Consider the following 21,834-nt stretch of genomic DNA (forward strand, 5'->3'; position numbering starts at 1 on the left):
GGAAACCGTTCGCGCAGGACCACCCGTTCGCCGCGTGAAGATCACGTCGAGTGATCAACCGTCGGCCAGACCCCGCTCAATGGCGTAACGCACGAGCTGCGCCCGATTGTGCAGCTGCAGCTTCCGCAGCGTGTTCTGCACGTGGCTCTCCACCGTGCGGTGCGACAGCACCAGGCGCTCGCCGATCTGGCGGGCCGTGAGGCCCTTGGCCACCAGCCGCAGCACCTCGGTCTCCCGTTCCGTGAGCACCGGCGCCTCGCCGCCGGTGCCGCCCGGCTCGCCCGCCAGCCGCCGGTACTCCCCCAGTACCAGCCCGGCCAGGCCGGGCGTGAACACCGGGAAGCCCTCGGCCGTGCGCCGGACCGCCGCGAGCAGCTCGTCGGCCCCCGCCGACTTCAGCAGGTAGCCGTTGGCCCCGGCCTTCACCGCCTCGAGCACGTCGCTGTGCTCGCCGCTCGCCGACAGCACGAGGATCCGGGTCTCGGGCAGCTTCCCGAGGATCCCCTCGATCGCCCGCACCCCCGACGACGCGCCGAGGTTGAGATCCATCAGCACCACACGCGGCCTGGTGGCGAACGCGATCCGCACCGCCGCGTCCGCGTCCGGGGCGGTGGCGACCACCGTCAGCCCGCGTTCGGTCAGGTCCCGGGCCACGCCCTCGCGCCAGATCGGATGGTCGTCCACGACCATCACCGTGATCGCGTCGCTCTCCTCCGTCATGCCGGCACCTTCCGCTGCGGGAGCCTGATCGTCCAGTCCGTGCCCCGGCCCGGCCCGGTGTCGCAGGAGATCGTGCCCCCGAGGTCGAGCACCCGGCCCTGCATCGAGCGGGCCACGCCCAGCCGCCCCTCGGCCTGCGCCGCGTCCAGCCTGCCCTCGGGGATGCCGGGCCCCTCGTCGCGCACGCTGATCTGGACGCCGTCACCGGTGTCCTCGAGCAACACCCAGGCGGGCGCCTGCGGGCCGACGTGCACCGCGACGTTCGCGAGCGCGGCAGCCGCCACCGCCACCAGCTCGTCGACGACGTGCGCGGGCAGCTCGACCCGGTGCGCCGGCGTGGAGACGCTGACGTGCTCGGAGGCCAGCACCCGCAGGGCCGCTGCGAGGTCGCGCCTGCCGTTGACGTCGACGAGCGCGGCCCCGGTGGTCAGCAACGTGCGCAGCGTGAACTCCTGCTTCCCGGCCAGCTCACCCAGCTCCCCCGCCGGGCCACCCAGCTCGGCGCCCCGCCGGCGCACGTACCCGAGCACCTGCAGGACACCGTCGTGGACCGCGCGCGTCAACCGTTCCCGTTCGGCGAGCGCGGCCTCGGCGGCCACGGCGAGGCGCAGCCGCTCGGCGGCGCGCCGCAGCACCGTGGACGCGAAACCGATCGTCACGCCGACGAGAAAGAGCAGCTGGATGTCGTGCAGCTCGTCGCGCCAGTGGGCCTGGAACGCCACCAGCGCGAGGGAGACGGTCGCGGCTCCCGCGAGCCCGCCGCGCACTCCGTAGACGAGCGCGCAGGCCAGCACCGCCCCCGGCGTCCAGATCGACCCCATCACCGGGGCGTCCCCGAGGAACTGGGCCGGGGTCTGCACGAAGGGGGTGGTCGCCATCACCGCGACGGTGACCCCGATGTCGGCCACCGCGATCGGGCCGCACCGGTCCCGCAGCCCCGGCAGGGCACCGAAGTAGCCGAAGCTGCTGAGCACCGTCCAGACCGCCATCACCACGAGCACCGCCACCGCGGCTCCGGGCCGGGCGTAGCTGTCCAGCGAGTACAGGACTCCGGCCGAGGTGCTCATCAGTGCCAGCACCCGGTAGACCAGCAGGCCGCGCCACAGCGGTGCGAGCGGCTGTTCCGTGTCGGCGGCTGTCGGCGTCGTCACGGCTCCATCCTGGCCGACGCGGCGCGCCCGGTGATCGGCGAGCTACCGGGATCTCGTACCCGTGACGAGCGCGTTGTAGAACCACGCCCTCGGCACGACGCGGGTGAGCACGCGCTGGTCCAGCCACGACAGCCGCTGCCAGGAACGGTAGGCGAACATCGCCCAGCCCATGCCGAGCTTGCCCGCCGGCACCGCGGCCTCGAACGTCCGTACCGGCCAGCCCAGCATCGCCGCCGTGAACTCCTCGGTGACCACGCGGGCGTCCGCCGCCCCCGCCCGGCGGGCGATGCCCTCGAGCTCGGCCGGGTCGAACGTGTGGATGTCGACCACGGCCTCCAGCGCAGCGGCCCGGGACGACTCGTCCAGCTCCGCCTGCGGGCGCCGCCACCCCCGCAGGGCGGGCAGCCGCGTGATCGTCGTGGTCGCCTTCCAGGTGAGCGCCCCGAGCCGGCGCGCGTAGGCGTCGCCGACCGTGGTGGGCTCCCCGGCGAACACGAACCGGCCGCCCGGCTTCAGCACCCGCAGCACCTCGCGCAGCGCGAGCTCGACGTCGGGGATGTGGTGCAGCACGGCGTGCCCGACCACCAGGTCGAACGTCTCGTCCTCGTACGGGATGCGCTCGGCGTCGGCCACCCGGCCGTCGACGTCCAGCCCGAGGCCGCCCGCGTTGCGCAGGGCGGCCTGCACCATGCCCGGCGAGAGGTCCGTGACCGACCCCCGCTTCGCGACGCCCGCCTGCATGAGGTTGAGCAGGAAGAAGCCGGTGCCGCAGCCCAGCTCCAGCGCGTGCCCGTAGGGCCAGCCACCGTCGCCGGCCACGAGCCGGAAGCGGTCGGCGGCGTAGGTGATGCAGCGCTCGTCGTAGGAGATCGACCACTTGTCGTCGTACGAGCCCGCCTCCCAGTCGTGATAGAGGACGTTGGCCAGCTTCCGATCGTGCTGGGCAGCCGCCACCTGTTCAGCGGTGGCGTGCGGGTTCGGGGCCGGGTCCGTACTCATGGGTAGGCAGCATATGGGGCGCGCTTCAGCGTCCGCTGAACGTCGCCTTGCCCGGGCCCTTCTCCACGAACGACGTCATGCCGGCCGTCCGGTCCTCGGTGGCGAAGAGCGCCGCGAAGAGCTCCGCCTCCAGGTCCAGGCCGCTGCGCAGGTCGATGTCGAGGCCGCCGTCGATCGCCTTCTTGGCCGCCGCCAGCGCCACGGCCGGACCGGTGGCGAACTGCTCGGCCCAGCTACGGGCCGCGGCGTACACCTCGTCGGCCGGCACGACCTGGTCGACGAGGCCGATCGCCAGCGCCTCCTCCGCCCCGACCATCCGGCCGGTGAAGATCAGGTCCTTCGCCCGCGACGGCCCGATCAGCCGGGCCATCCGCTGGGTGCCACCGCCGCCGGGGATGATCCCCAGCAGGATCTCCGGCTGGCCGAGCTTCGCGTTGTCGCCGCACACGCGCCGGTCACAGCCGAGTGCCACCTCCATCCCGCCGCCGAGCGCGTAGCCGGTGATCGCCGCGACCGTCGGCTTCGGGATCTCCGAGATCGCCCCGAAGCAGGCGGAGAGCCTGCGCGCGACCGGGGCCACGTCGGAGTACGACATGGCCGTCATCTCCTTGATGTCGGCGCCCGCCGCGAACACCTTCTCCCCGCCGTACACGACCACGGCCCGGACGTCCGCCCGCCGTGTGGCCTCCTCGGCAGAGGCTTTCAGCTCCTCCTGCACCTGCCGGCTGAACGCGTTCATCGGGGGCCGGTCCAGCCGGATGGTGCCGACACCGGACTCGACCTCGAGGGTCACGAATTCGCTCACGGCCCCGACCCTAGATCAGGGGGTGTGCAGCCCGCGGGTTCAGGAAAGCCACTTTCACGCCCTCTCCGGGCAGGAAAGTGGCTTTCCTGAACTTCCGGGGAGGCTCCTACCGCAGCCACGCCGTGTAGCGGCCACGGCGGCGCTGCACCTTCAGCGGGAGGCCGAAGGTGGCGGTCAGGTTCTCGTCGGTCAGGACGTCGTCGAGCAGGCCGGCGGCCACGACCCCGCCCTCACGCAGCAGCAGGCCGTGGCTGTAGCCGACGGGGATCTCCTCGACGTGGTGGGTGACCAGCACGGACGCGGGGGCGTCCGGGTCGGCGGCCAGGGTCGCGAGCCGCCCGACGAGGTCCTCGCGGCCGCCCAGGTCGAGCCCGGCGGCGGGTTCGTCGAGCAGCAGCAGCTCGGGGTCGGTCATCAGGGCCCTGGCGATCAGGGTGCGCTTGCGCTCGCCCTCCGACAGCGTCCCGAAGGTCCGCTCGGCCAGGCCGCGCACCCCCAGCGCGTCCAGGAGCTGCGCCGCCCGCTCGGTGTCGGTCGTGTCGTACTGCTCCCGCCAGCGGCCCAGCACCCCATACCCGGCGCTGACCACGACGTCCTGCACCGTCTCGTCGCCCGGGACCCGCATCCCGAGCGCGGCCGAGCTGAGGCCGATCCGGGTGCGCAGCTCGAACACGTTGACCCGGCCCAGCCGTTCGCCCAGCACGTCCACCGTGCCCGCCGTCGGGTGCAGCTCCGCAGCGGCCAGCCGCAGCAGGGTGGTCTTGCCCGCCCCGTTGGGCCCGAGCACCACCCAGCGCTCGTCGAGCTCCACGGCCCAGTCGACGTCGTGCAACAGCGTCGACGTGCCCCGCCGGACCGCGACGCCCTCCATCCCGATGACGAGATCGGTGCCGTCGAGGTCGGTGTCGGTCCGCGCCCCGTCTCCAACGACGGTGCGTGGGCTGACGCTCAGTGGGGGGTTGCGTGCGGTGAGGAAGGACTCAGATTGCGATCCCGGCGCTGCCACGGGCCCTATCCTCGCCGATCGTGCCGGTCTTCCCACTGGGTGCCCATGCCGACGACGGCGGGGTCCGCTTCGCGGTGGCCTCCACCAGCGCGGACGCCGTAGAAGTGTGTCTCGTGGACGGTCCGGACGACGGGCTGACCGAGAAGCGGGTCGCGCTCACGGAACGCACGTTCGGCGTCTGGCACGGGTACCTCGCCGGGGTGACACCCGGGCAGCGTTACGGGTACCGCGTGCACGGTCCGTACCGGCCGTGGGACGGGCTGCGGGCCAACCCGGCGAAGATCCTCGTCGACCCCTACGCGCGGCGGATCACCGGCCGCGTCACCGATCTGTACGCCGCCCGCGGCTGGGTGGACGACCCGATGACGGGCCTGATGAGCACCGTCGACTCGCTCGGGCACGTGCCGCTCTCGGTGGTGAGCGCGCCCGACGTCCTCGCGAGCGGCCCCCGTCCGGACGTGCCGTGGTCGGAGACCGTGATCACCGAGCTGCACGTCCGTGGCTACACGAAGCTGCATCCCGAGGTGCCGCCCGAGCATCGCGGCACCTACCTCGGGCTCGCGCACCCGGCCGTGGTCGAGCACCTGAGCAGGCTCGGTGTCACCGCCGTCGAGCTGCTGCCGGTGGCCTCGATCGCCGAGGAGCCACCGCTGCTGCAGGGCGGCCGGACCAACTACTGGGGCTACGCCACGCTCGGCTTCCTCGCCCCGCACGCGGGGTACGCGAGCACGCCGGGTGCGGAGGTCGAGGAGTTCACCGCGATGGTGACCGCGCTGCACGCCGCGGGCATCGAGGTGATCCTCGACTTCGTCCCGAACCACACCGCGGAGGGCGGGGTCGGGGGCACCACGCTGTCCTACCGCGGTCTCGACGCGCCCGCGTACTACTCGCTGGGCGGCAACGGCCACGACGCCGACATCACCGGCACCGGCAACACGCTCGACGCCGGCTCGCCCACCGTGATCCGGCTGGTGTGCGACGCGATGCGGCACTGGGTCACCGTCTTCGGCGTCGACGGCTTCCGCATCGACCTCGCGAGCGTGCTCGGCAGGCCGCGCTCGGGGGCGTTCGACCCGCACTCGGCCCTGCTGACCGCGATCTCGGTCGACCCGGTGCTGTCCCGGGTGAAGCTCATCGCCGAGCCGTGGGACGCCACCGGCGAGGGCTACCGCGTCGGCGGTTTCGGTGTGGCCTGGTCGGAGTGGAACGGCCGATACCGCGACGCGGTGCGTGACTTCTGGCGCGGCCACGGCGGCATCGGCGAGGTCGCGTCCCGGCTGACCGGCAGCTCGGACCTGTACCGGCTGTCCGGCCGCCGCCCGTGGGCGTCGGTCAACTTCGTCACCGCCCACGACGGGTTCACCCTGCGCGACCTGGTGTCCTACGAGCGCAAGCACAACGAGGCCAACGGCGAGCACAACCGCGACGGCACCGACGACAACCGGTCCCAGAACTTCGGCGTCGAGGGCGAGACGTCCTCGCCGGTGCTCGTCTCCCAGCGGCTGGCCACGGCCCGCGCGATGCTCGCCACGCTGCTGCTGTCGACGGGCACCCCGATGCTGCTCGGCGGCGACGAGCTGTGGCGCACCCAGCGGGGCAACAACAACGCCTACTGCCTCGACGACGAGACGTCGTGGGTCGACTGGACGGGCGGGGCGGGGGCGGACTCGCTCTCCGCGTTCACCGCACGGGTGGCGGAGATCCGGCGCAGCTCCCCCGCGCTGCACCGGGACCGCTTCTACCGGGACGGCGAGGTGCTCTGGTGGCACCCGTCGGGGCGCCGGATGGGTGGGCACGACTGGCACGACGGCCACCTGCACAGCCTCGGCCTGCTGCGTGGGGAGTGGCTGCTGTTCCTGCACGCCGGCGACCCGGCACTGGCCGCGACGCTGCCCAAGGGGGGCCCGTACACGCCCGTGCTGGACAGCACCCGGCCGGACGGGGTCCCGGTGAGCCGGCGCCCGCTCCCCAGCAGCACGACCATCACCCTGCCGCCCCGGTCGCTGCTGCTCCTGCGCGCCTGACCGCGGGAGGCCCCGCTCAGCCGAAGAAGGCCGTCAGCTCGCGGGCGAGGTCCTCCGGCCGTTCCTCGGACAGGTAGTGGCCCGCGCCCGGGAACTCGACGAAGCGGGTGTCCCACGCCCGTCCCTCGGTGAGCGCCTTGACGAAGGGGAAGTAGATCCCGCCCATTCCCAGCACCGGCATCCCGAGCACCGGGTACTCCTTCGCGTCCTCGATGTCGTCGTGGAACGCCTGGTACCAGCGGTTGGCCGCCCGGACGGCGCCCGGCTGGTCGTAGGCCTCGGCGTAGACGGCCCGGCTGCGCTCGTCGATCGCGTCCGGCGGGGTGCCCATGTAGTCGATCAGCCAGTCCACGACCAGGCGGAACCGACCGGCGAGCAGCTTCTCGGGAAGGCCCTCGACCTGGTTGAAGGCGAACCACCACAGGTTGGGTCCGGCCGCGGTGGGCAGCAGCGGGAACGAGCGGAACGACTCGTCCGGGTGTCCGGGTTCCCAGAGCGCCAGCTTCGTGGTGGCCTCGGGATGGTTCGCCGCGAAGCTGAACGCCACCATCGAGCCGATGTCCTCACCGGCGATGCCGACCCGGTCGTGGCCGAGGGAGCGCACGAGCTCGTGGACGTCCGAGGCCATCGTCTTCTTGTCGTAGCCGCCCTCGGGCTTGTCCGACCCGCCCATGCCCCGCAGGTCGACGGCGATCACGCGGTACCGCCGCGCCAGGATCGGCATGACCTTGTGGAACTGCCACCACGTCCTGGGCCACCCGGGCAGCAGCACCAGCGGCGCGCCCTCGCCACCGACGACGTAGTGCAGCCGGATCCCGTTGACCTGGGCGTAGCCGTCCTCGAACCCGTCGAGCATGTCGCTCCCCACGTAGTTGAACAGTGGTTCACATTTCTAGCACGTTCGTGAACGATCACTCAACATGAACTAGGCTGCACCGGTGCCACGCCGACGCAGCTTCGACGAGACGGACGTCGTCGAGCGCGCCATGGAGATCTTCTGGACCCAGGGGTACGAGGCCACCTCCTACACCGACCTGACCGCGCACGTCGGCCTGCACCCGGGCAGCCTCTACCGGGCCTTCGGCGACAAGCAGGCGATCTTCCTGCGTTCCCTCGAGCACTACCGCGACTCGCAGACCCGGACGCTGGCCCCCTTCCTGCTGGCGGGGGGACCCGTCCTGCCGCGGATCCGGGCCGTGCTCGTGGGCTACCTCGACCTCGCGGCCCGGCAGCAACCGGCTCCGCGCGGCTGCCTGATCGCCAACACGGCAGGCGAGCGGCTCCCCGGTGACGCGGCCGTGGCCGCGCGCCTCGCGGAGATCCTCGCGCTCGTCGAGGACGGGTTCCTGCAGGGCCTGCGCAAGGCGTCACAGGAGGGCGAGGTGGTGCCCGGGCTGGACCTGCCGGCCTCGGCCGCCATGCTCACGATGCTGCTCGAGGGCCTCCAGGTACTGGTCAAGTCCGATCCGGACCCCCAGCGGCTCGCCCGCGCCGTGGACACCGCGCTCGCCGGGCTCGCCGCTCGCCCGGACGTGAGCGCGCCCGCCGACGAGGCGGCGTCGAGCGGCTGACCGCGCCCGTCGCAGTGGTTACGCTGCCCGCGTGCCCCGCTACGACTTCCGCTGCCGCGACTGTGGCTCGACCTTCGAGGTCAGCCGTCCGATGAGCGCGGCGAGCGACCCCGCCCGCTGCCCCGCGGGCCACGACGACACGGTCAAGCTGCTCACCACCGTCGCCGTCGGCGGCCTGAGCGCCGGCTCGCAGGCCGCGCCCGCCCGCGCAGGCGGCGGGTGCTGCGGCGGCGGCTGCTGCGGCGGCTGAGCGCGCCGGCCCCGTCGAACGTCCCGCGCGTGAGTTCTGGTGGTTGTCCGGCCCCGTTCATCTCGCATCGGGCGCAAAGCCGGTATCGATCACTAACTTCTCCAGCCGCGGCCCTGGCGGTCGCGGCACAGCGATGGCAGCGGGAGAGGTAGGCGTTCATGGGTCGGCGTTCGCGTCTGTTCGGACGGGGGGCCGCTGCCGCGGTACTCGCGGTCCTGGCACTTCTCCCCGGCGCGGGCGGCGCCGCTGCGGCGCCGGGCCCGGGCCCGGCGAGCTCTGCCGGTGACTCCGGCGGCGACCTGGCGTCGGACCTCGCGGCCGTGGACCGGTCGACGGCGTGGACGCAGCTGTCGACGGTGAAGCTGAACTTCCCGACCTACCACCCGGAAGGTCTCGTCGTCACGGCCGACCGGTTCTACCTCAGCTCGACACAGATCATCGAACCCACCCAGACCTACCCCGCGCCCGTCGACGGGTTCGACCGCACGCCCGGCAAGGGCGTCGGTCACCTGTTCGTCATCGACCGCACCGGGAAGCTCCTCAAGGACGTCGTCCTCGGCCACGGCGACGTCTACCACCCGGGCGGCATCGACCTGCACGGCAACGACCTGTGGGTGCCCGTGGCGCAGTACCGGCCGGGCAGCACGGCCGAGATCGACCGCGTGGACATCCGGACCCTCGAGGTCACCCGGGCGTTCACGGTCGACGACCACATCGGTGGCATCGTCTACGACGCCTCGACCGGTCACCTCGTGGGCAACAACTGGGGCTCGCGCACGTTCTACGAGTGGACGCCGAGCGGCAAGCCCGTCACCACCTGGAAGAACCCGGAGAACCTGGTGGACTTCCAGGACTGCCAGTACGTCCCCAAGGGAAAGATGGCCTGCGGAGGCATCACGAACCTCCCCCAGACGCCGACCGGGGGCGGCGCGAAAGCCACCTACGAGCTCGGCGGAATCGCGCTGCTCGACCTGCGGACGCATGCCGTCGTCAACGAGTTCCCGTTCCAGCAGTGGTCCGCGGCCGGTCATGTCATGACCCGCAACCCGCTGAAGCTCAGCGCCGACGGGGACGGCATCACGATGTGGGCGGCCCCGGACAACGGCGAGGAGAGCGCAGGCACCCAGATCTACACCTGGCAGGCAAAGGTCCCGAAGCGGAGCTGACCACCGCCCGGTTCAGGCCGGGAGCGGCGTCGCGGAGAAGACCCCGTCCGGGTCGAGCTCCCGCTTCAGCCGCTGCAGGCGGGGCAGGTTGGCGCCGTAGGCCTCCGCGATCTGGTCGGCGGCCTCCGGCCCGAGCACGTTGGGATAGCCGCCGGGCAGGGAGTACGGGGCCAGTGCCCGGCTCAGCCCGTCGGCCCAGGCCTCGTGGGGCGCCGGGTCCTGCGACGGTTCCCAGGTGGCGATGATCTGCATCATGAAGTGGTCGCTGCGCTGCGCGAACGCGGTGGCGGCCACCGGCACCCGCGCCGCGGCGCCGCGCAGGTACTGCCAGGAGATCACGGACAGCTCCGACGACCGCGCGTCGACCGCCGCGACGATGGCGGCGACGGCCTCGGGCCGCAGATCGGCCAGCGACCGCGTGCGGAAGTCGATGTGGCGGCCGTTCACCACCCGCGCGTCGGCCGGGGCGAAGGTGTCCAGGAACGGCATCGGCCGCACCTGGTGGACCACCGGGTCACCCAGCGCCGCGAACCGGGCCAGCACGCGCTCGCCCTCCGCCGGGTCGCCGGACCAGACCGGCGCGAGCAGCAGCGCCGGGGTGCCCCCCGGGGCCGAGGAGATGGCGCCCACCACACCGAGCTCGTCGGGTGCCGATGCCGCCAGCACGGCGTGGCCGCGCAGCACCGCTTCCGCCTGCGACCACGGGAACACGATGGGCCCGGAGAGCACGGTGCGGACCGGATGGAGCCGGATCCGCATCGAGGTGACCACTCCGACGTTGCCCCCGCCACCGCGCAGCGCCCAGAACAGGTCGGTGTTCTGGGACTCGTCGGCGGTGACCACGGCGCCGTCGGCGAGCACGACCTCGACCCCGACCAGGTTGTCGAGGGCGAGGCCGTAGCGGGGGCTCAGCGGGCTGTAGCCGCCGGCCAGGGTGAACCCGGCGACGCCGACCATGCTGACCGTGCCGACCACCGCGGCGAGCCCGTGGTCGGCGGCAGCGCCGGCGAGGTCGGCGGACGTCGCGCCACCCGCCACGACGGCGACCCGGGTGCCTGCGTCGATCTCGACGACATTCATCCTGGTCAGGTCGATCACGAGGCCCTCGTGCCGCAGGGCCCTGCCGGCCCAGTCGTGGCCGCCGACGCGCACCGAGAGAGGCAGGCCGCAGGCGCGGGCCGCGCGCACCGCCGCCTGCACGTCCTCGGTGCTCTCGCACATCACGAACAACGCGGGCCGATGCTCGACGCCACCGTTCCAGATCTCGCGGGCGTGGTCGTACCCGCTGTCGGCGGGCAGGAGAACGTGACCCTTGAGCAGGGGACCCAGTTTCTCGGCCGCCGATAATGCCCGTGCAGTGAAATCATCCGGCATTGAACCGACGCTACCCCGCGCCTCCACCGGTTCATGGGTCGATTCATTTCACCGGGAGTTTCGCGAGAATGTCGCCATTCCACGATTTGCCCGCCTACGGCATGCGGCGCCGAGCCACCCGGTCAGTCGCTGCGCAGCTGTTCGCGCAGCACCGTGCCCACGGTGGTGGGTTCGCGGCCGAGCAAGGTGGCCAGCGTCGGGTCGACGGCGGCGAACTCGGCGGCGCGGCTGGCGGCGAAGATGCCGAGCAGCTGGTCTGCCGACTCGGCGGGGACGCCGTGGCTCACCAGCTGTTCGCGGAACTGGTCGTCGGACGCGGTGGTCCTGGTGATCGTGCGGCCCGTGACGTCGCCGGCGATGCGGGCGATGCCGTCGAAGGTGAGCGCCTGTGCCGCGGTGAGTGACGGCGTGGGGCCCTCGAAGCGGCCTTCATCCGCCAGGATGGCGGCGGCTGCCGCGGCGAGGTCGGCGTGCGCGGTCCAGCTGACCGGCCCGTCCGCGGGGAGGACGACCTCGCCGGATTGCAAGGCGTGGCCCAGGAACTGCACCGCGCTGGCGGCGTAGAAGCCGTTACGCAGCGAGGTGAACGGCACGCCGCAGGCGCGCAGCGCTTCCTCGGTGGCGGCGTGGTCGCGGCAGGCCTGGAAGTGCGACGAGGCGCTGGCGCCCATGTGGCTGGTGTAGAGGATGCGGCGGGCGCCCGCCGTGACGGCCCCGTCGATCGCGGCACGGTGCTGTCGCACAGCCTCCTCGCCCATCTTGTCGACGGAGACGATGAGCACCTGAGTGGCCCCTTCGAACGCGTGAGCCAGGCTGCCGGCGTCGGTGAAGCTGCCCTGGCGCACCCGTACGCCTTGGCCGGCGAACGCTTGCGCCTTCTTCGGGTCGCGGACGCTGAGGCCGATCTGGTCCGCCGGCACGCGGGTCAACAGCTGTTCGACGATCTGGCGGCCGAGCAGTCCGGTGGCTCCGGTCACGATGATCATTGCGCGCTCCAGCCAGCTAGTTCCAGTGGAATCGGAACTAGCGTAACACCGATACTAACGGTGGCAGCAAGCCTGGGGTATCGTCGATACCATGCCCCCCGTCGACTCCGACACCACAGCCTTGGGCCGCGAGCAGGCCCGGCAGCGCGTCATCGAGGCCGCCGCCGAACTGCTGGCGCGCGATGGGCGCGACGCGGTCACCACCCGTGCGGTCGCGGCCGCGGCCGGCATGCAGGCGCCGGCCATCTACCGCCTGTTCGGCGACAAGGACGGGCTGCTCGAAGCCCTCGCCGAGCACGGCTTCGCCGCGTTCCTCGCGACCAAGCACGTCGACCCCCACCCGCAGGACCCCATCGAGGACCTGAGGGCCGCCTGGGACCTGGCGGTCGAGTTCGGCCTTACCAATCCCGCCCTCTACACGCTGATGTACAGCGAGCCCGCCGGCGCCACATCGACCGCCTTCAAGGCCGGAATGGAGATCCTGAGGGGCCGCATCCGACACCTCGCCGCCGGCGGCTGGCTCCGCGTCGACGAGGAACTTGCGGTCACGCTCGTCCACGCCACCGGACGCGGCGCGGTCCTCACCTGGCTGTCCCTGCCCGAAGACCGGCGCAACCGGGCCCTGTTGACCATCCTTCGCGAATCCATGGTTGCCGCCGTGACCACCCAGGAGCCGGCCGTCACGGACGCGGGCGCGGCCGGCGCCGCCCGCGCCCTGCGCGCCGCACTGCCCGAACAGACGACCCTGAGCGCCGCGGAGACGCAGCTACTGAGGGAGTGGCTGGACCGCCTCACCTCCGGCAGCTGAGCCCGGATCCACCGGTTGCGGGCTCAGTGGGCCAGCACGACCTTGCCCAGCTCCGCCGCCGTGGCGAGCAGGGGGTGGGCGGGCAGGACGCGCACCGTGTACCCGGTGAGCCCGGCATGCGGGAGCTTCACCACGGCCTCGAACCTGTCCCCGGCCCCGTCGGCCTCGCCCACGTGCTCCATGGCCACCGTCACCGCGTCAGCCAGGTCGTCGGTGTGGCCGACGCGTCCCACCACGGCCTCCACGGTGACGTCCTCCGGGCGCAGGCCCGCGAGCTGCACGGCAGCGCGCACGGTCATGGGCGCGCCGACCTCGGGGGTGTCCGGCAGGCCGGAGGCGTCCACCCCGGTGACCTCCACGCGGGTCCACGCCGCGTTCAGCCGGGCGCGGTAGCCGGCCAGCTCACGCGCCGGGCCGAAGTCGTCGGCGACGATCCGGGCGGCCGCGCGGGCGGCGGGCGCGTACCAGTCCTCGACGTACTCGCGCACCATGCGCGTGGCCTGCACCTGCGGGCGCAGCGTGGTGAACGTGTGGCGCACCAGCTCGGTCCAGCGCAGCGGCACGCCGTCGGTGCGCTCGTAGAACGCCGGCGCCACCTGGGTGGCCAGCAGCTCGTAGAGGGCGTTGGCCTCGAGGTCGTCGCGCTTGACCGGGTCGTCGATCCCGTCGGCGGTGGGGATGGCCCAGCCGTTGGCACCGTCGTAGAGCTCGTCCCACCAGCCGTCGCGGATCGACAGGTTGAGCCCGCCGTTCAGCGCCGACTTCATCCCGGACGTGCCACAGGCCTCCAGCGGGCGCAGCGGGTTGTTCAGCCACACGTCGCAGCCCCAGTAGAGGTAGCGGGCCATCGACATGTCGTAGTCCGGCAGGAAGACGATGCGGTGGCGCACAGCGGGGTCGTCGGCGAAGCGGACGATCTCCTGGATGAGCGCCTTGCCCCCGTCGTCGGCGGGGTGGCTCTTGCCGGCGACGACGAGCTGGACGGGCCGGTGCGGATCCAGCAGCAGGTCACGCAGCCTGCCCTTGTCGCGCAGCATGAGCGTGAGGCGCTTGTAGGTGGGGACGCGGCGGGCGAACCCGACGGTCAGCACCTCCGGGTCGAACACCTGGTCGGTCCAGCCCAGCTCGGGGGTCGACGCGCCGCGCTGCAGCCACGCCTCGCGCACCCGGCGGCGGACCTCCGTGACCAGCCGGGCGCGCAACGCGCGGCGCAGCTCCCAGAGCGTCTCGTCGGACGCCGGCTCCTGTGACGGCTGGGTGGCTCCCGGACCGGGGTCACCGAGCAGCGCCGTGACCTCCCTGGCCTCCCAGGTGTGGCCGTGGACGCCGTTGGTGACCGAACCGATCGGCACCTCGTCGGCGTCGAAGCCCTCCCAGAGCCCGCCGAACATGCCGCGCGACACCGCCCCGTGCAGGCGCGAGACGCCGTTGGCGCGCTGGGCGAGCCGCAGCCCCATGTGCGCCATGTTGAACATGTTGGGGTTCTCCTCGGCGCCCAGCGCCAGGATCCGGTCCATCGGCACGCCGGGGAGCACGGTGTCGGAGAAGTAGTGGCGCACCATGTCGACGGGGAAGCGGTCGATACCGGCCGGCACCGGGGTGTGGGTGGTGAACACGGTGCCTGCGCGCACCGCGGCCACGGCCTCGTCGAAGCTGAGCGGCTCGGCACCGTCGGCCGAGCGGTTCAGCAGCTCGCGGATGCGCTCGAGTCCGAGGTAGCCGGCGTGCCCCTCGTTGGTGTGGAACACCTCGGGCGCGGGGTGCCCGGTGGCGGCGCAGAACGCCCGCACCGCGCGCACCCCGCCGATGCCGACGAGGATCTCCTGCCGGATGCGGTGGTCCTGGTCCCCGCCGTAGAGCCGGTCGGTGACGCCGCGGTAGTCGGGGTCGTTCTCCTCGATGTCGGAGTCGAGCAGCAGCAGCGGTACGCGACCGACCGCCGCCTGCCACACCCGCGCGCGCAGCGTGCGCCCCGCCGGCATGGCCACGTCGACGAGCACGGGCTCGCCCGCGGGGTCCGTGAGCAGCTGCAGCGGGAGCCCCTGCGGGTCGAGCACCGGGTAGTGCTCGAGCTGCCACCCGTCCAGCGACAGCGACTGCCGGAAGTACCCCGAGCGGTAGAGCAGCCCCACCCCGATCAGCGGCACACCCAGGTCGGAGGCGGCCTTGAGGTGGTCGCCCGCCAGTACGCCGAGGCCGCCGGAGTAGTTGGGCAGCACCTCGCTGACGCCGAACTCCATGGAGAAGTAGCCGACGGCCGCGGGCAGGCTCGGGTCGTCCTCGCGCTCCATCTGGTACCAGCGCGGCTCGTCGAGGTAGCTCGCCAGGTCGTCGGCGAGCTCCCGGACGGTGACGACCGTGTCGGCGTCCTTGGCCAGCTCGCCGAACCGGGCCGAGGAGATCTCGCCCAGCAGCCGGACGGGGTCATGGCCTGCCCGCTCCCACGCCTCGGGGTCGAGGGCGGCGAACAGGTCCTGGGTGGGCGCGTGCCAGCTCCACCGGAGGTTGGTCGCCAGTGTCTGCAGCGGTGCCAGCGGCGTGGGCAGCTGGGCACGAACGGTGAACCGCCGGAGAGCTCTCACGGCGGGAACCATAGATGAATGGATCCCGGGATCGGTCAAGCGTGGGGCCGCCCCCGCGCAGCCGCGCCCGAGGGCCTTCTCCACGACCGGGGGACGACGGCTTGCGTCCGTACGGAGGACATCAGGTCACGATCACGTGAACGGCAACGACCCGTTCTGATCAGGCGCAGAGCGGGTAGATAGGTTTGTGACTTCCGCGACGGGCATGCAGCTGGGGGTGAGCCGATGACCGGTCGGCTGGGTATCGATGACGTCAGCCCCTCGGTAAGTGGCGGCCGCCATCCCAGCAAGGCCGTCGTCGGCGAGGTGGTTCCGATCAGTGCGACGGTGTGGCGCGAGGGCCACGACGCCGTCGCCGCCAACGTGGTCTGGAAGAAGGTGGGCAGCCGCGGTCCGGCCCACCACGTCCGGATGACGCCGACGGGCGCAGGCACCGACCGCTTCACGGCGATCGTGGTCGCCGACGAGCCGGGCCTGTGGACGTTCCGCGTCGACGCGTGGAGCGACCCGTGGTCCACGTGGCGCCACGCCGTCACGGTCAAGGTCGAAGCCGGGCAGGGCGCGGAGGAGCTGGCCAACGACCTCGAGGTCGGCGCCCGGCTGCTGCAGCGGGTCGGCCGCCGCCCCGGCGAGCGGGGCCACCGCGACCTGCTCTTCGGCGCCGCCAACGCCTTGCGCGACACCGCGATGCCGCTGCACGCCCGGGTGGCGCCCGCACTGTTCCCGGCCGTCCAGACGATCATGACCGAGCGCCCCGTCCGGGAGCTGATCACCCGCGGCCACGCGCAGCAGATCTACGTCGACCGCGAGCGGGCGCTCTACGGGTCCTGGTACGAGTTCTTCCCCCGGTCCACGGGCGGCCGGGACGAGACCGGCCGGGCCGTCCACGGGACGTTCGTCACCGCGGGCAAGGAGCTCGACCGCGTCGCGGCGATGGGCTTCGACGTCGTCTACCTCCCGCCGATCCACCCGATCGGCACCGTGCACCGCAAGGGCCGCAACAACTCGGTCAACGCGGGCCCCGGCGACGTCGGCTCGCCGTGGGCCATCGGCTCCGCCGAGGGCGGCCACGACGCGATCGACCCCGAGCTGGGCACGATCGAGGACTTCGACGCCTTCGTGGCGCGCACCCACGACCTCGGGATGGAGGTCGCGCTGGACTTCGCGCTGCAGTGCGCCCCCGACCACCCGTGGGTGGCCGAGCACCCGGAGTGGTTCACCGTCCGTCCCGACGGCACCATCGCCTACGCGGAGAACCCGCCGAAGAAGTACCAGGACATCTACCCGATCAACTTCGACAACGACCCGGCCGGGATCTACGCCGAGTCGCTCCGCGTGGTGCTGCACTGGGTCGAGCACGGCGTGCGGATCTTCCGGGTGGACAACCCCCACACCAAGCCGCCGAACTTCTGGCACTGGCTGATCTGGCAGGTGAAGGCCCGCTACCCGGACGTGCTGTTCCTGGCCGAGGCCTTCACACGCCCCGCGCGCCTGTTCGGGCTGGCCCGGCTGGGGTTCACCCAGTCCTACAGCTACTTCACATGGCGCACCACGAAGGCCGAGCTCACCGAGTTCGCGTTGATGCACGCGGAGCGGGCCGACGAGGCGAGGCCCAACCTGTTCGTCAACACCCCGGACATCCTCCACGAGTCGCTGCAGACCGGCGGCCCCGGAATGTTCGCCATCCGCGCCACGCTCGCCGCCACGATGGCTCCGACCTGGGGGGTCTACTCCGGCTTCGAGCTCTACGAGGGGGAGCCGGCCAAGCCGGGCAGCGAGGAGTACCTCAACTCCGAGAAGTACGAGCTGCGCCCGCGCGACTTCGAGGGCGCAGCGGCGAGCGGCAACTCGCTGGAGCCCTACATCACCCGGCTCAACGAGATCCGCCGCGCTCATCCCGCGCTGCAGCAGCTGCGCGACATCCACTTCCACCACGTCGACAACGACGCGATCATCGCCTACTCGAAGACCGAACCGGCCACGGGCGACACCGTCCTCGTGGTGTGCACCCTCGACCCGCGCGTGGCCCAGTCGGGCAACACCGCCCTCGACATGCCGGCACTCGGCGTGGACTGGAGCGACACGATCACGGTGCACGACGAGGTCAGCGGCGAGGTCTACCAGTGGGGCCAGTTCAACTACGTCCGGCTGGAGCCCTGGACCCACGTGGCCCACATCTTCCGCGTGGAACGGCCCACCGCCTGAGCATGCCCGTCCCGGTCCTCGCGGAGCGCGTGATCACTGCGAGGACCGGGGCGGCGCGGTGGCACTCCCGTCAGCGCGGCGAGTGCAGCCAGGGCTCGTGCAGGTCGAGGTAGCGCAGGTCGCGCATCAGGTCCATCTCCTCGGCCGGCACCTCCGCCGCCTCAGCGGGTTGCTGCGCCTCCGCCGCGCGCGCCTCGTCCTCCGAGGTGAAGTACGCGGCCTGCGTGAACGCCCCGTCCTCCCCGTCGTGGACGGCCACGAGGTAGCCGATGAGGTCGGGCCGCAGGTGCGGGAACCGTTCCTCGAACACGGTCATCGTCTCGCGCATCCGCACCAGGTCGGTGGTCCGGCCCTGGATCACCTGCACGAACCCGGCGCGGTCGGATCCACCGCCGCGGCCGGCGTGCACCTCGCTGCAGTCGTGGAAGCTCACCTCGCCGGTGAAGAGCTTCGACATCCCGGACCACCACTCACCCTGCAGTGCGCGGCCGCTGTTGCGCTGCGCCGCTGCCGAGGAGGCGAACCGGGCGATGCCGATGAACGTCCCGTCGTCGGTGACGCCCGCCGTGCTGCCGAGCCAGCCCTCCGCACCGGGCGCGAGGCGCTCGACCCAGTCGTCGAGCCCCCGGCGCGCTTCCTGGCGGTCGGAAACGGGCCCCTGGAAAACCTGGATGAACATGTCGTCTCCTTCCTCCTCCGGGCTGCGAGGGGCCGCCCAGAGTCCTCCCCGGCACGCCGCTCGACCAGAGCCGGATCGGTACCCGATCGACGACTGTCCGTCACCAGATCTTCACGATCTGCCGCGCACCCAAAGGTGAGCGCGGTCGTTGCTGCGACGGGTGCAGCAGATACCCTCATCCCAGCCACCGAGCCACGTTCTGCGCACGGGCACCACGCCCGGTAAGACTGGCCGGGTGCTCCTTCCGCCATCCGTCCCCGCCCGGTAGGAACGCGATACCCCTATGTCAATCGACACCTCGGCCGCCGACGCCCAGTTCGACGCCGACGACCAGCTGGTTGAGAGCTCCTCCGACGAGTACGGCCATGCGCGGACACTCGATGTCGACCGCGACTGGTTCAAGCGGGCTGTCTTCTACGAAGTGCTCGTCAGGGCGTTCTCCGATTCCAACCGGGACGGTACGGGCGACCTGCGTGGCCTCACGGAGAAGCTCGACTACCTGCAATGGCTGGGCGTCGACTGCCTCTGGCTCCCACCCTTCTACGACTCCCCGCTGCGCGACGGTGGCTACGACATCCGCGACTTCCGCGCCGTGCTCCCCGAGTTCGGCACCGTCGAGGACTTCGTCGTGCTGCTCGACGAGGCCCACAAGCGCGGTATCCGGGTGATCACCGACCTCGTCATGAACCACACGTCCGACACGCACCCGTGGTTCGAGGAGTCCCGCCGCAACCCCGAAGGTCCCTACGGCGACTACTACGTCTGGTCCGACGACGACTCCCGCTACGCCGACGCCCGGATCATCTTCGTCGACACCGAGACGTCGAACTGGACCTACGACCCGGTGCGCGGCCAGTTCTACTGGCACCGCTTCTTCTCCCACCAGCCCGACCTGAACTACGACAACCCCGCGGTCCAGGAAGCGATGCTCGAGGTGCTGCGCTTCTGGCTCGACCTCGGCATCGACGGTTTCCGGCTGGACGCGGTGCCGTACCTGTTCGAGCGCGAGGGCACCAACTGCGAGAACCTCACCGAGTCGCACGCCTTCCTCAAGCGGTGCCGGAAGGTGATGGACGACGAGTACCCGGGCCGGGTGCTGCTCGCGGAGGCCAACCAGTGGCCGTCGGACGTGGTCGAGTACTTCGGCGAGGCCGAGGTGGGTGGCGACGAGTGCCACATGGCCTTCCACTTCCCGCTGATGCCACGCATCTTCATGGCGGTGCGCCGCGAGAACCGCTTCCCGATCTCGGAGATCCTGGCCCAGACGCCGGCGATCCCGTCGGGCGCGCAGTGGGGCATCTTCCTGCGCAACCACGACGAGCTGACGCTCGAGATGGTCACCGACGAAGAGCGCGACTACATGTACGCGGAGTACGCCAAGGACCCGCGGATGAAGGCCAACATCGGCATCCGCCGCCGGCTCGCCCCGCTGCTGGAGAACGACCGCAACCAGCTCGAACTGTTCACCGCGCTGCTCTTGTCCCTGCCGGGTTCACCCGTTCTGTACTACGGTGACGAGATCGGCATGGGAGACAACATCTGGCTCGGCGACCGCGACGCGGTGCGCAGCCCGATGCAGTGGACCCCCGACCGTAACGCCGGCTTCTCCACGTGCGACCCGGGGCGGATGTACCTCCCGATCATCATGGACCCGCTCTACGGCTACCAGGCCGTCAACGTCGAGGCGCAGAGCAACTCCACGACGTCGCTGCTGCACTGGAACCGGCACATGATCGAGATCCGCAAGCGCCACCCCGCGTTCGGGCTCGGCGAGTACCACGAGCTCGGCGGCACCAACCCGTCGGTGCTGGCGTACGTGCGCAGCCACGGCGACGACGTCGTGCTGTGCGTCAACAACATGTCGAGGTTCCCGCAGCCCGTGGAGCTGGACCTGTCGCCGTGGCAGGGCTGCGCACCGCACGAGCTCACCGGTGGGGTGCCGTTCCCGCGGATCGGCGAGCTGCCCTACCTGCTGACGCTCCCCGGCCACGGCTTCTACTGGTTCTCGATCACCCCTGCGGAGGAGTCTGCGTGAGTCTTGCCGAGGAGCTTCCGACCCTGCTGCCCCAGTGGCTGCCTCAGCAGCGCTGGTTCGCCGCGAAGGGCCGCCCGGTCCGTGAGGTGGCGGTGGCCGCCGTGACCTCGCTGCTGACCGAGGGCGAACCGCTCCTCGACCTCGTACTGGTCGCCGTGACGTTCGACGACGACTCCCCGGTACAGCACTACCAGCTCCTCGTCGCCCGCAGGGAGCACCTGCGCGGCGACCTGGAGCACGTGTGCATCGGGCAGATCGGCAACTGCCTGGCCTACGACGGGCTGTGGGACCCGGCGGTCACCGAGTGGCTGCTCGAGTCGGTGCGCAACGGGCGCACGATCGGCAACGTGCGGTTCGTGCCCGAGCCCGGGGCGAAGATCGCCGAGGGGGCGATCGGGCGGGTGCTCGGGGTCGAGCAGTCCAACACCTCGGTGTCGTGGGGCGACCAGTCGATCCTGAAGATGTTCCGCCGGGTGGCCCCCGGGCTGAACCCCGACCTGGAGCTCCACCGGGCCCTGCGGTCGATGGGCAGCAACGAGGTCGCAGCACTGCAGGGCGCCATCGAAGGTGAGCTCGACGGCCAGCCGGTCACGCTCGGCATGCTGCAGGACTTCGCGGCCAACTCGGCCGACGGCTGGTCCATGGCGCTCGCGAGCGTCCGCGACCTGCTGGCCGAGGCCGACCTGCGCGCCGACGAGGTGGGCGGCGACTTCGCGGGGGAGGCGTCGCGGCTCGGTGAGACGGTCGCGGTGGTCCATGCCGAGCTGCGCCAGGCGCTCGGCGCGGACGAGGCCGACCCCCGGGCACTGGCTGCTACCTGGCACGACCGGCTCACCACGGTGGCCGGGCAGGTGCCGGCGCTGACCGAGTACGTGCAGCCGATCCGCGACGTCTACGACGCGGTCGCCGCGCTGGAGGGCTCCATCCCCACCCAGCGCGTGCACGGTGACCTGCATCTCGGCCAGACGCTGCGCACACCGTTCGGCTGGCTCGTGATCGACTTCGAGGGCGAGCCCTCCGCGCCGCTGTCGGAGCGGGTGAAGCCCGACTCGGCACTGCGCGACATCGCCGGGATGCTGCGGTCGTTCGACTACGCAGCGTTCCACCAGCTGTCCAAATGGGAGCCTGCCGGCGACTGGACCGATCCGTACCACGACTCGCAGATGGCGTGGCGGGCGCGCGAATGGGCCGAGCGCAACCGGTCGGCGTTCTGCGACGGCTACACCATCCGCGCCGGCGCAGACCCCCGCGAGCAGGCCACCCTCCTGCGGGCCTTCGAGCTGGACAAGGCCGTCTACGAGGTGCTCTACGAGACCCGTAGCCGCCCCACGTGGGCGCAGATCCCGCTGGCCTCGATCCGGCGGCTCACCATGGAGTCCGACCCCGCCGGCTGATCGCCCGAACGCACACCCAATCGTTGTGCCCACGCTCGGCGACACAGCCCCGATGGCAATAAGGTGCGCGAGTGGATCG

The 21,834-nt window shown here is 71.8% G+C and carries 18 protein-coding genes; 8 read left to right on the forward strand and 10 right to left on the reverse strand.

Going from position 1 to position 21,834, the window contains the following annotated elements; all coding sequences use genetic code 11:
* Window positions 1–54: 54 nt before the first annotated feature.
* From ACQPZA_RS29970 to ACQPZA_RS29990, 5 genes are all read right to left on the reverse strand, one after another.
* Complete coding sequence (locus tag ACQPZA_RS29970) at window positions 55–720, reverse strand: response regulator (RefSeq protein ID WP_433275464.1); 666 nt, start codon at window positions 718–720, stop codon at window positions 55–57.
* A complete protein-coding gene (gene macS / locus ACQPZA_RS29975; protein ID WP_433275465.1) occupies window positions 717–1,871 on the reverse strand; it encodes a MacS family sensor histidine kinase in 1,155 nt (384 codons plus the stop codon). The genes ACQPZA_RS29970 and macS overlap by 4 nt, the downstream gene beginning before the upstream one ends.
* A gap of 42 nt (window positions 1,872–1,913) precedes the next feature.
* Window positions 1,914–2,870 carry a class I SAM-dependent methyltransferase gene (locus ACQPZA_RS29980; RefSeq protein ID WP_433275466.1) on the reverse strand — a complete coding sequence of 319 codons (957 nt, stop codon included), beginning with the start codon at window positions 2,868–2,870 and terminating at the stop codon, window positions 1,914–1,916.
* Between the two features lie 25 nt (window positions 2,871–2,895).
* Window positions 2,896–3,675 carry an enoyl-CoA hydratase/isomerase family protein gene (locus ACQPZA_RS29985; RefSeq protein WP_433275467.1) on the reverse strand — a complete coding sequence of 260 codons (780 nt, stop codon included), beginning with the start codon at window positions 3,673–3,675 and terminating at the stop codon, window positions 2,896–2,898.
* A gap of 106 nt (window positions 3,676–3,781) precedes the next feature.
* Window positions 3,782–4,546, reverse strand: coding sequence for an ABC transporter ATP-binding protein (locus tag ACQPZA_RS29990; RefSeq protein WP_169394442.1), 765 nt, complete (start codon window positions 4,544–4,546; stop codon window positions 3,782–3,784).
* Between the two features lie 155 nt (window positions 4,547–4,701).
* Between ACQPZA_RS29990 and glgX the strand changes: the two genes are divergently transcribed.
* Window positions 4,702–6,705: a glycogen debranching protein GlgX gene (glgX, locus tag ACQPZA_RS29995; protein WP_433275468.1), complete on the forward strand. Its 2,004-nt coding sequence runs from the start codon at window positions 4,702–4,704 to the stop codon at window positions 6,703–6,705.
* A gap of 16 nt (window positions 6,706–6,721) precedes the next feature.
* Here glgX and ACQPZA_RS30000 read toward each other — a convergent pair whose 3' ends face one another.
* On the reverse strand, window positions 6,722–7,573 hold the full coding sequence (locus tag ACQPZA_RS30000) for an alpha/beta fold hydrolase (RefSeq protein ID WP_433275469.1): 852 nt from the start codon (window positions 7,571–7,573) through the stop codon (window positions 6,722–6,724).
* Between the two features lie 70 nt (window positions 7,574–7,643).
* Here ACQPZA_RS30000 and ACQPZA_RS30005 point away from each other — a divergent pair, with 70 nt between their 5' ends.
* From ACQPZA_RS30005 to ACQPZA_RS30015, 3 genes are all read left to right on the forward strand, one after another.
* Window positions 7,644–8,276 carry a TetR/AcrR family transcriptional regulator gene (locus ACQPZA_RS30005; protein ID WP_433275470.1) on the forward strand — a complete coding sequence of 211 codons (633 nt, stop codon included), beginning with the start codon at window positions 7,644–7,646 and terminating at the stop codon, window positions 8,274–8,276.
* A 31-nt stretch (window positions 8,277–8,307) separates the two neighbouring features.
* Window positions 8,308–8,526 carry an FmdB family zinc ribbon protein gene (locus tag ACQPZA_RS30010; protein WP_169394388.1) on the forward strand — a complete coding sequence of 73 codons (219 nt, stop codon included), beginning with the start codon at window positions 8,308–8,310 and terminating at the stop codon, window positions 8,524–8,526.
* Between the two features lie 158 nt (window positions 8,527–8,684).
* Window positions 8,685–9,692: a DUF6454 family protein gene (locus ACQPZA_RS30015; protein ID WP_433275471.1), complete on the forward strand. Its 1,008-nt coding sequence runs from the start codon at window positions 8,685–8,687 to the stop codon at window positions 9,690–9,692.
* A gap of 12 nt (window positions 9,693–9,704) precedes the next feature.
* Here ACQPZA_RS30015 and ACQPZA_RS30020 read toward each other — a convergent pair whose 3' ends face one another.
* Together ACQPZA_RS30020 and ACQPZA_RS30025 are read right to left on the reverse strand one after the other, a co-directional pair.
* On the reverse strand, window positions 9,705–11,066 hold the full coding sequence (locus ACQPZA_RS30020) for an FAD-binding oxidoreductase (protein ID WP_433275472.1): 1,362 nt from the start codon (window positions 11,064–11,066) through the stop codon (window positions 9,705–9,707).
* A gap of 122 nt (window positions 11,067–11,188) precedes the next feature.
* Window positions 11,189–12,052, reverse strand: a complete 864-nt coding sequence (locus tag ACQPZA_RS30025; RefSeq protein ID WP_433275473.1) for an NAD(P)H-binding protein — start codon at window positions 12,050–12,052, stop codon at window positions 11,189–11,191.
* A gap of 91 nt (window positions 12,053–12,143) precedes the next feature.
* Between ACQPZA_RS30025 and ACQPZA_RS30030 the strand changes: the two genes are divergently transcribed.
* Window positions 12,144–12,860, forward strand: coding sequence for a TetR/AcrR family transcriptional regulator (locus ACQPZA_RS30030; RefSeq protein WP_433275474.1), 717 nt, complete (start codon window positions 12,144–12,146; stop codon window positions 12,858–12,860).
* 23 nt (window positions 12,861–12,883) lie between these two features.
* Here ACQPZA_RS30030 and glgP read toward each other — a convergent pair whose 3' ends face one another.
* Entirely contained in the window at window positions 12,884–15,442 is a 2,559-nt protein-coding gene (gene glgP / locus ACQPZA_RS30035; protein WP_169394383.1) for an alpha-glucan family phosphorylase, read from the reverse strand.
* Between the two features lie 225 nt (window positions 15,443–15,667).
* Between glgP and ACQPZA_RS30040 the strand changes: the two genes are divergently transcribed.
* Window positions 15,668–17,647 carry an alpha-1,4-glucan--maltose-1-phosphate maltosyltransferase gene (locus ACQPZA_RS30040; RefSeq protein ID WP_169394382.1) on the forward strand — a complete coding sequence of 660 codons (1,980 nt, stop codon included), beginning with the start codon at window positions 15,668–15,670 and terminating at the stop codon, window positions 17,645–17,647.
* A 70-nt stretch (window positions 17,648–17,717) separates the two neighbouring features.
* Here the strand turns inward: ACQPZA_RS30040 and ACQPZA_RS30045 are convergent, their stop codons facing one another.
* On the reverse strand, window positions 17,718–18,326 hold the full coding sequence (locus ACQPZA_RS30045; protein ID WP_433275475.1) for a hypothetical protein: 609 nt from the start codon (window positions 18,324–18,326) through the stop codon (window positions 17,718–17,720).
* A gap of 283 nt (window positions 18,327–18,609) precedes the next feature.
* Between ACQPZA_RS30045 and treS the strand changes: the two genes are divergently transcribed.
* Window positions 18,610–20,361 (forward strand): maltose alpha-D-glucosyltransferase, encoded by a 1,752-nt coding sequence (treS, locus tag ACQPZA_RS30050; RefSeq protein WP_433275476.1) that lies wholly within the window; start codon window positions 18,610–18,612, stop codon window positions 20,359–20,361.
* On the forward strand, window positions 20,358–21,755 hold the full coding sequence (locus tag ACQPZA_RS30055; protein WP_433275477.1) for a maltokinase N-terminal cap-like domain-containing protein: 1,398 nt from the start codon (window positions 20,358–20,360) through the stop codon (window positions 21,753–21,755). The genes treS and ACQPZA_RS30055 overlap by 4 nt, the downstream gene beginning before the upstream one ends.
* Window positions 21,756–21,834: the final 79 nt, after the last annotated feature.

The sequence above is a fragment of the Pseudonocardia xinjiangensis genome, assembly GCF_050948425.1.
Taxonomy (GTDB): domain Bacteria; phylum Actinomycetota; class Actinomycetes; order Mycobacteriales; family Pseudonocardiaceae; genus Pseudonocardia; species Pseudonocardia xinjiangensis.